Annotated in this window: 8 protein-coding genes, 1 other RNA gene and 1 pseudogene; 7 read left to right on the forward strand and 3 right to left on the reverse strand. The window is 48.8% G+C overall.

What is annotated here, in order from left to right; translation table 11 throughout:
* Positions 1-77: 77 nt before the first annotated feature.
* The gene (locus tag FBF28_00650) at positions 78-1595 is read right to left on the reverse strand and encodes an ATP-binding protein (protein ID QJU08084.1); all 1518 of its coding nucleotides are present in this window, start codon (positions 1593-1595) and stop codon (positions 78-80) included.
* 67 nt (positions 1596-1662) lie between these two features.
* Between FBF28_00650 and ssrA the strand changes: the two genes are divergently transcribed.
* The 4 genes and pseudogenes from ssrA to FBF28_00670 all read left to right on the forward strand — a co-directional run bounded on the left by ssrA (position 1663) and on the right by FBF28_00670 (position 6629).
* Positions 1663-2060, forward strand: a transfer-messenger RNA (tmRNA) gene (gene ssrA, locus FBF28_00655).
* Positions 2061-3220: 1160 nt separating this feature from the next.
* Entirely contained in the window at positions 3221-3601 is a 381-nt protein-coding gene (locus FBF28_00660) for a hypothetical protein (GenBank protein ID QJU08085.1), read from the forward strand.
* 39 nt (positions 3602-3640) lie between these two features.
* On the forward strand, positions 3641-4051 hold the full coding sequence (locus FBF28_00665) for a hypothetical protein (protein QJU08086.1): 411 nt from the start codon (positions 3641-3643) through the stop codon (positions 4049-4051).
* A 4-nt stretch (positions 4052-4055) separates the two neighbouring features.
* A pseudogene (locus FBF28_00670) lies at positions 4056-6629 on the forward strand (ATP-binding protein).
* A 498-nt stretch (positions 6630-7127) separates the two neighbouring features.
* Here FBF28_00670 and FBF28_00675 read toward each other — a convergent pair.
* On the reverse strand, positions 7128-7691 hold the full coding sequence (locus FBF28_00675; protein QJU08087.1) for a hypothetical protein: 564 nt from the start codon (positions 7689-7691) through the stop codon (positions 7128-7130).
* A gap of 18 nt (positions 7692-7709) precedes the next feature.
* Positions 7710-9275 (reverse strand): hypothetical protein, encoded by a 1566-nt coding sequence (locus FBF28_00680; protein QJU08088.1) that lies wholly within the window; start codon positions 9273-9275, stop codon positions 7710-7712.
* Between the two features lie 159 nt (positions 9276-9434).
* Between FBF28_00680 and gyrB the strand changes: the two genes are divergently transcribed.
* The 3 genes from gyrB (at position 9435) to FBF28_00695 (ending at position 14375) form a co-directional block, all read left to right on the forward strand.
* A complete protein-coding gene (gene gyrB / locus FBF28_00685) occupies positions 9435-11411 on the forward strand; it encodes a DNA topoisomerase (ATP-hydrolyzing) subunit B (protein QJU08089.1) in 1977 nt (658 codons plus the stop codon).
* A 68-nt stretch (positions 11412-11479) separates the two neighbouring features.
* On the forward strand, positions 11480-13933 hold the full coding sequence (gene gyrA / locus FBF28_00690) for a DNA gyrase subunit A (GenBank protein ID QJU08800.1): 2454 nt from the start codon (positions 11480-11482) through the stop codon (positions 13931-13933).
* Between the two features lie 10 nt (positions 13934-13943).
* Positions 13944-14375, forward strand: a complete 432-nt coding sequence (locus tag FBF28_00695) for a divergent PAP2 family protein (protein QJU08090.1) — start codon at positions 13944-13946, stop codon at positions 14373-14375.
* Positions 14376-14530 lie beyond the last annotated feature (155 nt).

The raw sequence follows: 14530 nt of genomic DNA on the forward strand, positions 1-14530 counted from the left end.
TCCTAGCTCTCCTTTTGAAGCAATTTTAGATTAATTTCATCAGTCATTGTATCAGGTATAGGGGTCGATTTCAAGCACTAGGTCGGGATAATCTGTCGGTATTGTAGGCTTTCGGCGACATGAGGAATGGTTATTTCTAGTGATGACTCAAGATCAGCGATAGTGCGAGCAACCTTGATAACTTTGAAATAGCCACGAGCGCTTAGGTCAAGCTTTTTGGCGGCTGTAAGGAGAAATTGCTTGGCCTCAGTCGTTAGGGCAGTTATTTTATCAACACTACTGCCATCTATATCAGCGTTGTATTTATTACCATTACCGTATCTGTTAGTTTGTAGTGTACGAGCTACCTTAATCATAGTTTCAAACTGTTTTTGTTGTGAATCCGACGATGACTTACGGGACAACAAATCTTCATGTGCGACGCGGGAAACATTGATTGTTAGATCAATACGATCAAGGAGCGGGCCGGATAATCGTTTCTGATAGTTCAGGATTTGGGTCGATGAGCAATGGCAACTTTTTTCTGGATCGCCCAGATAACCACATGGACAAGGGTTCATCGTGGCAACTAACATAAAATTGGCGGGGTAGTAGTATTTACCTTGGGCGCGGGAAATTGTGATCTGCTTATCCTCAAGCGGCTGACGAAGCGATTCTAATGTCGTTCGTGGATATTCTAATAATTCGTCTAAGAAAAGTGTGCCGTGGTGCGCGAGGCTAATTTCGCCGGGCGTGGCCTTTGCGCCACCACCAATCATTGATATGCGGCTTGCGGTGTGGTGTGGTGTGCGAAATGGTCGGTCGGTAACGATATCATGACTAACTTGATTGCCGTCAAGATTGTGGAGTTTCGTTACTTCGATAATCTCAACGTCAGATAGCGGCGGCAGGAGTGAATTGAGTGCGCGTGCTAGCATGGTCTTGCCGGATCCCGGTGGTCCGGACAGCAAAATATTGTGCCTACCCGCGACGGCAATGGCGACAGCTCGCTTGGCCTGCTCTTGTCCGCGGATGTCATCAATGATGATGCCGCGTTTCTTTTGGCGATATTGCTGCTTTGTTTTTACTGCGGGTTGGATGAGTTTTTCTTGTTTGAGGTGGAGAAATAATTCGGTCAGATTATTGACGGGGATTACGGTAATATCAAAAATAAGCAAGGCTTGTTCGCTGTTGGAAGCTGGTAGGTATACCGTCGAGATACCGTGCTGCTTGGCGGTTTCGGCAATAGTAATGGCCGAGCGAATGGGGCGAAGACTACCATCGAGTGCCAATTCACCAGCAAATAGCGCTCCCTCTAGGGCGGTTTGAGGAAGTTGTTTGCCGAGACAGAGAATTGCGAGGGCTATTGGTAGGTCGAATTGCGTACCGTCTTTTGGTAGTTCCGCCGGGGCGAGATTGATGGTAATTTTACCTTTTGGAAAATCAAGTAGCGAGTTCTTGATGGCGCTGCGAACGCGATCACGCGATTCATCGATTGCTTTGTTGCCAAGTCCGACGATTTGTAGTCCAGGTAGTCCTCGTGATATGTCGCCTTCAATTTCAATAAGCTGACCGTGAAAGCCATATGGCGTCGCTGAAACTACCTTGCTAACCATATACCTAGTAAAGCATAGATAGCTAGACTTGAAAAGGGAAGGTTGCTATAATTCAAGGCAGATTGATGGGGCTGATATAGCTTTCGACAATTGGACTTTATCAAGATATTCTGCGAGCCGACGATACGCGTAACGTATGTTTTAGTTGCAAAGTCTAAACTTGCAGGTGCATTTGCTAGCCTGAAGAGTGTTTTCACTCCGATGGCTGCTGCGCCAGTCGCTGCTTAATTTAAGCGACCGTCCTTGCTTTGCGGCAACAGGCAAAGCCTAGGGTGTCATATATATGTTGCTGGCTGCATGTTCGGAAGCGGCGGACATGTGGGACTTTCTCCGCGTAACGAAGCTTGGTTTTTTGGTTCGTTTTTAAGCCGAGCAACGTTATAAAATAAATTAAAAGAACCTATGCTCGTAGACGGATATCATGATACCAGTTGGACCCGGGGGCAGTACCCGGCAGCTCCACCAGACAGTTATATATCGACCTAAAGAGGTCGATTTTTTATCGTAAAACAGGTGATAATGTGGCTGCGTGTGTTGCTATGAAATGAAAACAACCACCTGCGAGTAGTGGTTGTTTTCAAAAAGTGGAGTTTTACGTGTGCTGTTTATTTTTGGCTCCCGACAAGTTGTGTATAACTTTTTTATTCAGAAGCTACCCCTATAGTAAATGATAAAAATGGTTATGTCAATAATCTTTGAGAAAAAATCTAGGTAAAAAATACCACATAATTTAGAGGGTCAGTGAAGTGGTTTGATGAAAATATAGGTTGTTGCTGGACGAGACGGTTGAACCCTGATGGTTCCTGGTCGGTGCCCCGCACGGCCGGTGTTTTACCTGCGAGATGGCGAAACGGGATACGCTAAGGGCTTGGTTGTTTTGGTGTTTTATTTGTGGAAACGTTCAGCGAGCCGCATTAATTGCTAGATTATTTGTCAGATTTATGATGTCGTATGGAGTGGCTATACAAGAACTATGGATTAGCGGGCGGTATAGTAAGCATATGTTTATATTACAATGTTGTGTATAAAACATTTCATAGAACATAACAGATGAAAATATGTAAAGATTGTTACAAAAAAGTTATAAATACAACATATTTTTTATGTGAAGTATTGACCGATAAGCGTATGCATGATAGTATTAGTACAAGCTTTTAAGAGAATAAAAAGCAAAAATCAGTACAATAATAAATAACAATAACAACATTAACAATTTACGTGACCGAATTCACAGTAACGCATATCGTTTGGCGTATAGTCGGCAGCAGTATGAAGCCAGAATAACAAAAGATTATTCCGCCATAGTGTTGCCGATGCTCCGCCGAACTTGTGATTGTTAACCTGTAGTTAACAGTTGCAATGTAACGCGTTGAGCGCGCGTATAATTAGTACCACTGCGCATCCAGTTAATCCTTGTTAGGTGATTAGCAATGAGACTACTGGATGTGCAGGAAGAGGAACGTTGCGCAAGGACATGCTCCGAAATTCGGAGCGGTCAGTTGCCCTGAGCGGCGGATTTTGAACAGGTGACCGCGCCCTAATAGTTATTGAGTGCGGCGGATGGTTCACCTGATCATATAATGGTTCGTCGCCTGGGCTCCCTTAGTCTATGATATAGTGTGAGTATGAAGTGTCGGTATGTTACTATGGTCGCGGCGCTGGCTGCGACGGCAGATGTCGTATTGGTGCACACGGTGACGCCAATGAGCGTTGGTCCGTTGGGTATCCTAGCGTTTTTCGTATGTCTGTATATAGCAACTGCGTCGATCTGTTATTTGGTGATGGCTGCGGTGAAGCGTATAGCGATGCGTGTTGTTCAACATAATATGTATCGTGGCTTGGCCTCGGTAACACCGTTGAAATTATATTATTATGCGAGTATCATCGGGCTTATACCGGTTATCTTACTGGGAATGCAATCAATTGGTGGTGTTACGGCGTGGGATGTCCTGCTTCTGGTGCTTTTTTTGAGCCTTGGTTGTTTTTATGTACACAAACGATTTTAGGGCGTAGGAACTCTATCGGTAACGTGGTACAATATAGGTATGAATCCAGAGTTGCCTCAGGTGCGTCCACCGGTTGAGAGCTTACCGCCCGCTTCAAGCGGCGAGCTTCGGCTGGATGACGATGTAAATCAGGTAGAGACTGAGAAACGCTCCGCCGAACGCTCAGCGGTAAATGTGGCGAACTCACAGATGCCAGCAACAGCACTACCGACTATTCCAGCACCAGCGCCTCCAGCGGTACAGGCTCCTGCATCGACGACGTCAACTGACGATACGCCGCTGATAGCTGGTGATGATGATTTGATTGAGAAGGAGTGGGTTGATAAATTGAAGCGGATTATTACCTTGACAAAAGATGATCCGTACGAACGGGCGCGAGTAATTGCACAACTGCAGGCTGATTATCTCAAAAAGAGATACAACAGGGAGATGGGCCAATCAAACGGATAGGAATATGGATAGCGGGCCGTTAATTACTGGTTTTATCGTCGTCGTAGTATTAGCGATCGGTGTGACGATTGTCACGCTGCAGTATCGCAAGATGCTGCGTGAAGCAAAAAATTATGAGCGCGGGCTAAAAATGGTGCCGCTGCTCATTCATTTGCCGCCATCAAGCGAGGATATTGACGGGGCGAGCCGTGACCAACGTGATTTGACGGAAGAAATCCTCAGCCAAGCGCAAGTGATGTATAACATTATATCAAGTACCGCCACGAAAGGATTTAAGAGTCGACTCTACGGACAGCGTCATTTGTCATTTGAGATTATTGCGCGTGGCGGTTTGGTGCATTATTATGCCGTGGTGCCGACGGTGCTGGTTGATGTAATTCGCCAAGCGATCGCGGCAGCTTATCCGGCTGCGCGCTTGGAAGAAGTGGCTGATACGAATGTATTTAGTAAAATTGGCAAGATGAGCGGGACGATTGGCGGCGAATTCTCGCTCCGTAAGTCGTTCGTCTATCCTATCGCGACCTACCAAGAGTCAAAGCGAGACGCATCGCGCGCGCTACTGAATGCTATGTCAGCGGCGACAAAAGACGATGGTATCGGTTTGCAGTTCTTGGTTCGGCCGGCGCGGGAGGGTTGGTCGCGTGCTTCGGAAGAGCATGTTGAGAAGATGAAGAAGAACAAGGGCAAGAAATCAACGAAGGTGGCGGGCGTTGATATCTCAATGGTTGGGGACATTTTTGAGGCGTTGTGGAAACCACCACAGTCGGCAAAAGAAAAAGAAGGTGAAATTAAGCCTGAGGACAAACAGCTATCGTCGCTCGAGCAGGCAGAGGTTGATGCTGTTAGCGAGAAGACCCGCTATCCGGCGTATGAGGTATTAGTGCGGGTGGTAATTTCATCAAATACTGCCGCTCGTTCACAGGTGCTGCTTAAAAATATTATCGCTGCGTTTGCGATGTTTGACTCGCCACGCAATAATGGTTTTCGTTTTTCGTTGACAAATAATATTGAGGAAATGACCACAGCGTATATTATGCGGTTTTTCCCGCAACATATTCGCAGTAATATCCTTAATAGTGTTGAGATGGCGACTCTGTTTCACTTGCCGAGCGCAACTGCCATCCCAACTTCACAGGTTAAGCGGCAGATGTCCAAGCAGGTTGATGGGCCGACTGATGTCTTGGACGAGGGACTATTGATTGGTTACAACGAATTTCGTGGTACGAAAAAGCCAATTCGTATCGGTACGAAGGATCGTCGTCGTCACGTTTACATCATCGGTCAGACTGGTGTTGGTAAGTCAGTATTGCAGGAAAATATGGCGTATCAAGACATGATGGATGGCCGGGGATTTGCGCTGATCGATCCGCACGGTGATTTGGTCGAGTCGCTCATGGGGAAGGTGCCGAAAGAGCGGGTGGAGGATATTATCTATTTCAACCCTGCCGATATGGAAAATCCGATTGGCCTCAACATGTTTGAATTCGATAGTCCGGATCAAAAGGACTTTCTGGTGCAGGAAGCGATTAACATGCTGTATGGGCTGTACGATCCGGGGCATACCGGTATTGTGGGGCCACGGCTTGAGCATATTTTCCGTAACTGTGCGCTGCTGTTAATGGCGGATCCAGCTGGTGGAACATTTATTGATGTGCCAAAGTGTCTCATTGACCCAGAATTTGTGAAGAGCAAGCTGAAGTACGTCACTGATCCGCAGGTGATTGATTTCTGGACAAAGGAGTTCCCGGCCTCACAGCGATCAAATGAGGCCGGTGAGGTGATATCGTGGGTGGTCTCGAAGTTTGGCCCATTTATCTCTAATGATTCGATGCGTAATATCATCGGCCAGACGAAGTCAGGGTTTAACATCCGTGAGATTATGGATAATAAAAAGATTTTGTTAGTTAATCTGTCGAAGGGTAAGCTTGGTGAACTCAATGCCAAGCTACTAGGAATTATCTTTATCATGAAGTTCCAGGCGGCGGCTATGTCGCGGGCTGATATCCCGGAAGAGCAGCGTGAAGACTTTTCACTATATGTTGACGAGGTGCAGAACTTTGCGACTGATAGTTTTGAATCAATTTTGTCTGAGGCGCGAAAATATAAGCTGAGCCTGATCATGGGTAACCAGTTCATGACGCAGCTAACGGAGAAGATTCGTGAGGCTATTATTGGTAACATTGGTACGGTTATCTCGGGGCGTATTGGTATTACTGACGCGGAATTGATGGTCAAGAAGTTTCAGCCAGTGTTTGACATTGATGACTTATCAAAGCTACCAAATTTCCAGTCGATCGCTTCAGTGATGATCAATAATGTACCGTCGGCGCCGTTTAGTATGAACTGGGTGCCACCGATGGGGCAGGTTAACAATCAGCTCCGCGATGCGTTGGTGCGACTATCGGCAGCAAAGTACGGCAAACCACGCGCGGTGGTTGAGAAGGAAATATTTGAGCGGCTTGGTCGCAATAAAAAGCCAGCGACTTCGTCGACTGGCCCATCGCTCAATCGGCCGACTGCAAAGAGCGGTTCGTCTTTCCTGGACGAGTGGTTGTCAAAACGTCAACAACTTGGTGGTGGCAAGCCAGGGGCTGTGGGCGCTGCTGCTCCGGGTGCGGGGCAGTCTCGGTTGGGTACGCCATCGCCGCTAGCTCCACAGTCAGGCCGTCCAGCTACGTCGCGACTAGCGTCGCCGACCTCAGGCTTGGCGGGTGCGCAACCACCGTTGGCTTCTATGCGACCGCCACAGATTGGGCAAGGCGCTGTGCCACAAGATGTCGCTATGCCCGCCCAGATGGCTGGCCAGATGTCGCAGGGAGTTGGTGCTTCGCCGAACGGGCCATTGGGGCAGCCAGCGAGTGCGCCTCATGATAGTTTACGATCACCAGATCAGCATCCGGCGCCTGCGCCGACAGTGGCTGGTTCGGATGTGGCTGCGCAGGTCGCACCGCTATCAATTGCCGATAGGATGGCGGCAGAACTGCAGCAGGCAGAGTCGCAAAACCGCCTCGACCTGCGCGGTGATAATAACGATAATGGCGAGATATCGATCAAGCTACGCTAGGCGTGGGCCAGGCTATCTTTTATTGAGGAAGCCAACGCGAGCGTACTCAATAATGGCGCCGATAACCCAACCACAACCAAAGAGAATGATCGTTTCTGATCCAGAGAGAACGTAGCCGTAGTGGCGGGCGATAAAGTAGACGATGACTGAGGAAATTGCGCCAAGTGCGCCAGCAATAATGAGGTTCGGGCGTGCGACGGTGCTGCCGATAGCTTCACTGGCTTTTTCAACGGCTGGGTTGTGGATGACCTTGCTAAAGGTGCGTGAAGCTGGCGATAATTCGCTCTGCATTTTTTTCATGGTTTTCCGGTAGCTGTCGGTACGGTCGGCTTTGGTGATCTGGCGAGGTGCCTCTGAGACTACTGGCTTCTCCGTTTCAGCGGTTTGGCTTGCCTCGGCTTGCTCTAATGCTTCGTGACGAGCATCGTCGAGCTTTTCATGTTGTCGTCCGGCAACTTGTTCAGCCCGCCGCTCCAGTTGTTCAGCCGCTGATCGTTCTACTTCGCTGGCTGACTGCTCAAGTTCGCCAGCATTCTTTGTTAGCTCTGGATTAGCTCTGTGCAGTTTTTCTGACATTGTATTACCCTCCCTATGTTATAACGTTCCCGCCGTAATATCACGGCGAATGATGCGGACCTCTTTACTCAGTTGTCGCGAGCGGCAATAGAAGAAGGTGACAACAGCTGCAATGATACCGGCGAATAACATGTTTTCTCCAGGGCCGGTTCGCGGCAGGGTAGCGACGGTCTGCTCGACGACCTTTGGCGTTGGACAGTTAACAACAATTTCGACACTGGTACCAAAGACGTTTGTCATACGGCAGTCATACGATGACGGGTCGCTGGTGCCGCGTGGTTTAGCCGAAAGTTGACCCTTGAGCTGGACGACGTAGGTCATAACCTTTTGTTCGCCTGGTTTGAGGGTGACTCGTGGCCAAGAAAGGGTGCGCTTTTCCTTATCAAAGGTGCCACCACCATTATCATAGATATCGGCATATTCTAGTACATCGGATAGCTCGTCCTTCAGATCGACTGTTGCTGGAGCTTTGCCTTCGTTCTTAGCGGTTAGCTTATACTCAATGCGGTCGCTGGCGTTGGCTTTTTTCTTGGTGGCATCGCCGCCAGAGGTCAGGTTATGTGCCGCCTTGGTGCGGGTAACCTGGGCTTTACAGGTTGTGTCTTTGACCCAAATTGTGGCGTCGCCTGGACACGGCTGGCAGTCGGGATGGTCTATCGGCAGACTTGGGTTAAGTGGACAGCGTGGTTTTGGACTGATCGTAAAGATTGAAGCACAGGCACTGTTCGTCTGGTCACCGAGGCTGGTGTGGACAATAACGGACACGGTATACGTGCCGTCCTTGTCGAGTGTGTGCTGTAATGACGAACTCGTAGCGGTGGTATTGACACGTTTGCGGAGCACCTCTGTGCCGGCTGAGTTTTTAATGATGAAGGTATAGCCAGCGATCGTTGCACCGTTTTGGACATCACCATACGCTGTCATCGAGACTTTGGTACGGTCGGTGACGACGGGTCGCTCAAGTAATTTACAAGCGGCGGTTGGTTTCGGTTTTTGTTTTGGCAACTCTTTGAGCATGATGTTAGCGCAGGCCTTCATGATAGCAAACGGTTTGCCCTCGCTAGTCGTGCCGACGAATGATTTATACCATGAACCTGAGCCGCTGCGGTTGCGCCCGGTGTCAAATTCAGCCATTGGTCGCGAATACAGCGTCAGACTACCAACCTGAAACTGGACTTCTCCGCGCTGAAGGCCGAAGCGTGAAACTCGGCTCCAGGACTGCCAGCCATTATCGCGGCCGCTGCTGCGAGTACTGATCTCAGAGTCCCGAGCACTCGCCAAGTTCTCGCGTGTGATACCAGCATGCTGCAGCATATCACGATAATTTTGCGAGTTATTGTCCCACGCGGCGAGTAGCTGTGATTTCGTATGAATACCGCCATAAACGAGGTCTGAAGCATTGGCGGCATTGGCAGATTCAGGTGGTTGGAAAACGGCAAATGACTGCACGATGAGCGCTAGGGCGGTCAGAATGAGACCGGTTTTGCGAGTGATTTCCTCTTTGTGGAGGCGTTTCGCGTAAAAGCCGAGCTCTTGGATGAGGCTTGGGCTAAACGCGAGGTGGGAGACGATTTTCTTAAACATGCCGTTCCTTATTTTCCATTAGTTTTATGTTTTCGTAAAAATTCCGTCTCCACTATAGCACAGCGATCGCTTTTACGCAAATAGCTTGAGTGAACACTTTTTTTGCGGTATAATGGGGGAGTTGTAAATAGCTGACAAATCAGAAATAGTGAGGGAAGCATGGCTAAACAAACAGATAAGCAAGCCTACGATGGCTCGCAAATCCAGGTTTTGGAGGGTCTCGAACCGGTGCGTAAGCGGCCGGGAATGTACATTGGTAGCACGGGATATGATGGTATTCACCATCTGATCAAGGAGATTGCCGATAACTCAATTGACGAGGCAATTGCGGGCCATGCGACGAGAGTAGAGGTGGTGCTGCTAGAAGACGGTGGTGTGCAGGTGACCGATGATGGGCGCGGTATTCCAGTTGATAAACATCCAAAAACTGGTTTGTCTACTCTAGAAACAGTGCTGACCGTGCTACATGCTGGCGGTAAGTTTGGCGGCGGTGGCTACAAAGTGTCATCTGGACTCCACGGCGTAGGTTCGAGCGTGGTAAACGCGCTTTCAACCAAAATGATCGCTGAGGTGGTGCGAGACGGGCAGCTGTACCGTGTGGTGTTTGCGATTGGTGGTATCGTTGAACCACTGAAGAAGGTTGGTAAAACTGATCGGCCAACCGGGACGCGCATAACATTCTACCCAGATCCAACGATTTTTAAGGAGACAGTGGAATTTGACTACAAGTGGGTGGTTAGTTATTTGCGCCATCAGGCATACCTCACCAAAGGCGTGCACACCTCAGTTATTGACAATCGAACAGGTGAGCGACAGTCATTTTACTTTGAGGGTGGTATTCAGAGCTACGTGAGACACCTCAACATTGGCAAAGATGTTTTATCAAACGATGTCTTTTATGTTGAGAAGCAGGTTGAAGATTGCATGGTGGAAATTGCCGTGCAATATAACGATACCTACATTGAGACGGTGAAGCCGTTCGCCAACAATGTGCTGACACCAGATGGCGGTACGCACCTAGTTGGTTTTCGTTCAGCGCTAACCAGGGTCATCAACGACTATGCGCGTAAGAATGGCTTATTGAAGGAAAAGGAAGATAACCTGACTGGTGACGACATTCGCGAGGGCTTGACGGCGATTATCTTGGTTAAATTGCCTGATCCACAGTTTGAAGGTCAGACCAAAAATAAGCTCGGTAATCCAGAAATGCGTCGCTATGTCGAGCAGGTGATGAACGAGTATTTTGCGTATTACCTCGAGGAAAATCCGAGTATTGCTAAGAAAATTGTCGGTAAGGCGACTTTGGCGGCACGAGCCCGCAAAGCGGCACGAGCAGCCCGCGACAATGTGATCCGTAAGGGTGCACTTGATGGTATGGGGCTACCAGGTAAGTTATGGGATTGCTCGAGCAAAAGTCCGAGCGATAGTGAAATTTATATCGTTGAGGGTAACTCGGCGGCCGGTTCAGCTAAAGAAGGCCGCGACAGTAAGACTCAGGCAATTTTGCCGCTCCGTGGTAAGGTGTTGAACACTGAGCGAGCGCGGCTTGATAAGATGTTTGCTAACAAAGAGATTGTGGCAATGATCCAGGCGTTTGGTGTTGGGATTGGCGATCAGTTTGACATCAATGGCTTGCGCTATCACAAAATTATCATCATGACCGATGCTGATGTTGACGGTAGTCACATCGCGACGTTGCTTTTGACATTCCTGTTCCGCTATATGAAAGAGGTGGTTGAGGGTGGCTATGTGTATCTTGCCAAACCACCGCTGTATTCAATCAACCGCGGGCAGAAGAAGATTTATGCGTATGACGAGGATGAGAAAGACAAAGTATTGGCGAGCCTAATTGCCGATAAGAAAAGTCGTGGCACAACAATCGATGATGAACAAGATGTCACCAAGCAGGCTGGCGTGACAATTTCACGATTTAAGGGTCTTGGTGAGATGGATGCCGACCAGCTGTGGGAGACAACGATGAATCCAGAAAATCGTGTATTGATTCAGGTCAGTGTGGAAGACGCCGAAGAGGCGGATGCGATCTTTACGCGGTTGATGGGCGATGACGTGAGTTTGCGCAAAAACTTTATTCAAAGCTGGGCAAAAAATGCTAACTTGGAGGATTTGGATATTTAATCATGAGTGATCAGGACAAACAGATACAATCAACCAGTCACCACGAGTCAATTGAGGCGACGCCGGATATGGTAACCGATATGCCAACAGGTTTAGAGCGACGTCGACTCGAACACGTGATGCAGGATAATTTCTTCCGCTATTCGATGAGTGTCATTGTTGACCGGGCACTACCAGATGTGCGTGATGGTCTGAAACCGGTGCATCGCCGTATTTTGTATTCAATGAACCAAAACGGCAACCGTAGTACCGCAAAATTCGTCAAATCAGCACGCATCATTGGTGATGTAATGGGTAAATATCACCCGCATGGTGACTCAGCGATTTATGATTCAATGGTGCGTCTGGCGCAAGATTGGGCGATGCGCTATACCTTGGTGCAGGGCCAGGGAAATTTTGGCTCAATGGACGGAGATCCACCAGCCGCTCACCGTTATACTGAGGCGCGACTCGACAAGCCAGCTGAAGAACTACTAACTGACATCGAGAAAGAAACGGTTGATTTCAAGGATAACTTTGACGGCTCAGAGCGTGAGCCAATCGTGCTGCCGGCAAAATTACCAAACTTGCTATTGAACGGTCAGATTGGTATCGCTGTTGGTATGGCGACGAGTATCCCGACGCACAACTTGGGCGAGTTGGTGGATGCGACGGTTGAGCTGATCAATAATCCTGAGGCGACAGTTGATGATTTACTGAAGCACGTTAAGGGCCCGGACTTTCCGACGGGGGCGATTGTCTATGGAGGCGCGCCGATGCGTCAGGCATATGCGACTGGTCGCGGTAGTGTAATGATGCGGGCGGTGGCGGAGATTCAGGAGACCAAGAAGGGGCGGCATCAGATCGTCGTCACAGAGATCCCGTATGGTGTAAATAAAGCAACACTAATCGAAAAAATTGGTGAGCTTCATAAAGAAAAACGAGTGATGCTGGCCGACCTACGTGATGAAAGTTCTCGAGGTAAAGTCCGCATTGTCATCGAGCTGAAGAAAGATGCGTATCCAAAGAAGGTGCTGAACCAGCTGTATAAATTAACAGCTTTACAAACAAGTTTTAATTACAACATGCTGGCACTGGTCAATACCATGCAGCCACGGATCTTAGGCTTGCACGATATTTTGAGCGAGTTTATTAAGCACCGACAATCTGTGGTGCGCCGCCGTACTGAGTTTGAGCTGAAAAAAGCTAAGGCAAGAGCGCATATTCTGGAGGGCTACAAGATTGCACTGGATCATATCGACGAGGTGATCAAGACGATTCGTGCCTCAAAAACCCAGGATGAAGCGGAAAAGAATCTGCGCGCTAAGTTTGGACTGAGCGAGATCCAGGCCAAGGCTATTTTGGCGATGCAGCTGAGACGCCTGACTGGACTTGAGCGTGAAGCGGTTGAAAATGAACTGCGCGAGCTTCTGAAACTGATCGCAAGGTTAGAGGCTATCTTGGCCGACGAGCAAGAGATCTTGAATATCATTAAGACTGAGCTCCTGGAGATGAAGGAAAAGTATGGCGACGAGCGGCGTAGTAAAATTATCAACCATGAGCTGGGTAAGTTCTCTGACGAGGAGCTAATTCCGGATGAGGAGGCGGTCATTTTGCTGACTGGTGAGAATTACATCAAGCGGACCCTGCTCAGTGACTATCGCAAGCAAAACCGTGGTGGCAAGGGCAAGCGCGGCATGACCACCAAAGAGGAGGATATCATTGACCAGGTGGTGCCAGCAAATACCCATGACTATTTGTTGTTCTTTACGAATCGAGGTCGGATTTTCCGTCTGAAGGCGTATGAAGTGCCAGCTGCCAGTCTCAGTGCCAAAGGTGTGGCGGCGGTGAACCTGCTCCAGCTACAGCCAGAAGAGAAGATCACCGCTATCATTAAACACGAGAAGAATGCTGGTGATCAAGGTTATCTGTTTATGGCGACTAAGAACGGTACGGTCAAAAAGACGCCGCTTGGTGACTACGCCAATATTCGGACGAACGGGCTTATTGCCATTAAGTTAGATGATGGTGACGAGCTGCGCTGGATCAAGAAAACAGATGGCAAAAGTGATGTAATTATTTCAACATCAGCTGGCCAGGCGATTCGTTTCAACGAACAGGATGCCCGGCCGATGGGTCGAGCGGCGCGTGGTGTACGTGGTGTACGCCTGCGTCCAAATGATTGCGTTGTTGGTATGGACATCGTTACCAGTGATGATCAGACACTGCTGGTTATTAGCGAAAAAGGTTTTGGTAAGCGCACGAAAGTGACTAATTTCCCAAGTCATAAGCGCGGTGGTGTCGGGATAAAAGCGGCGATTGTGACAACAAAGACTGGCCCGATCATTTCAGTACAGACAATTGATCCGACGATGAACGAAGCACTGTTGGTGTCGCAAAATGGTCAAACAATTCGTCTAGGCTTGAGTGACATCAAGTTGCTCGGCCGAACAACCCAAGGCGTAACAATTATGCGGTTGAGCGATGGCGATGCGGTGTCGTCGATTGGCCTAATGGAGAAGCGTCCAGACGAGGAGGATTAGCTAAGTGCCGATGCAATACATCCTGATACCGGGCATCGCGTGGTTTGTAGCGCAGTCATCAAAGCATCTGGCCCGGCTGTTTGGCCGCAATCGTCGAGTTACGCAGTCGAACCCTCGTTCACCGGTATTGTTTTCGGGCGGTATGCCGAGTGCTCACAGTGCAACAGTGGTGTCACTTGCGCTGACCATCGGCCACTACCAGGGGTGGGGAAGTCCGCTGTTTGGCCTGGCTGCGTGGTTCGCGGCAATCGTATTATATGATGCGGTGATGGTGCGATTTTCCTCTGGACAGCAAGGTGACTTGCTCAATAGAGTGGTGCGAAAAGATTATCCAAAACTATCGACGATTAGGGTGGCACATGGCCATACACTGCCAGAAGTGCTTGCTGGGGCCGCTGTGGGTGCGGCTGTGACGTTTGTTGTAATTTTCGCTACAAGATAATTGCTAATAACCCTTGACCTGACTACTAATATCAGGTAAGATGAGTATCAGTCTGGTTGCTGGAGTGCGAGCCAAGCGACAATCACGCTAATTTGTTAGGTGAAGCGAAAGCGGTACACAAACCCGACTATGATCTTTAACAATTTGATTGTGCA

The organism is Candidatus Saccharibacteria bacterium oral taxon 488, assembly GCA_013099195.1.
Classification (GTDB): Bacteria; Patescibacteriota; Saccharimonadia; order Saccharimonadales; family Saccharimonadaceae; genus Nanosynbacter.

Coding starts and splice junctions, on each gene's coding strand:
- gyrB (QJU08089.1), top strand. CDS start 9,435: ATGGCTAAACAAACAGATAAGCAAGCCTACGATGGCTCGCAAATCCAG.
- FBF28_00675 (QJU08087.1), bottom strand. CDS start 7,691: ATGTCAGAAAAACTGCACAGAGCTAATCCAGAGCTAACAAAGAATGCT.
- FBF28_00695 (QJU08090.1), top strand. CDS start 13,944: ATGCAATACATCCTGATACCGGGCATCGCGTGGTTTGTAGCGCAGTCA.
- gyrA (QJU08800.1), top strand. CDS start 11,480: ATGGTAACCGATATGCCAACAGGTTTAGAGCGACGTCGACTCGAACAC.
- FBF28_00660 (QJU08085.1), top strand. CDS start 3,221: ATGAAGTGTCGGTATGTTACTATGGTCGCGGCGCTGGCTGCGACGGCA.
- FBF28_00650 (QJU08084.1), bottom strand. CDS start 1,595: ATGGTTAGCAAGGTAGTTTCAGCGACGCCATATGGCTTTCACGGTCAG.
- FBF28_00665 (QJU08086.1), top strand. CDS start 3,641: ATGAATCCAGAGTTGCCTCAGGTGCGTCCACCGGTTGAGAGCTTACCG.
- FBF28_00680 (QJU08088.1), bottom strand. CDS start 9,275: ATGTTTAAGAAAATCGTCTCCCACCTCGCGTTTAGCCCAAGCCTCATC.